Source organism: Paraburkholderia sp. SIMBA_054 (assembly GCF_046534875.1).
GTDB lineage: Bacteria > Pseudomonadota > Gammaproteobacteria > Burkholderiales > Burkholderiaceae > Paraburkholderia > Paraburkholderia hospita.
Genome location: NZ_JAWRXV010001593.1, coordinates 1 through 240 on the forward strand (window position 1 = coordinate 1; position 240 = coordinate 240).

Sequence of the window (240 nt, forward strand, 5' to 3'; positions counted from 1 at the left end):
GTCGCGGCCGGCTTTTTCGTTCCGAGTCCACACTTCCGACCATGATCGAATTGAATCTCGAGCGCGACCGGCGCGCCGCTCCCACGCTCGTCGACCAGGTCGTGCAAGGCTTCGCGCAAGCCATCGAGGCGCAGTCGCTGCGCGCGGGCGCACTGCTGCCGTCGGTGCGGCAACTCGCGCAGACGCATGAGTTGAGCACCTTCACGGTGACGGAGGCGTACAACCGTCTGGTGTCGATGG

Annotated in this window: 1 protein-coding gene; it reads left to right on the forward strand. The window is 65.8% G+C overall.

The features are described 5' to 3' along the window. Window positions 1-41: 41 nt before the first annotated feature. The coding region (locus tag SB822_RS60435) for a GntR family transcriptional regulator (RefSeq protein WP_410859562.1) at window positions 42-240 on the forward strand (199 nt) is incomplete at its 3' end.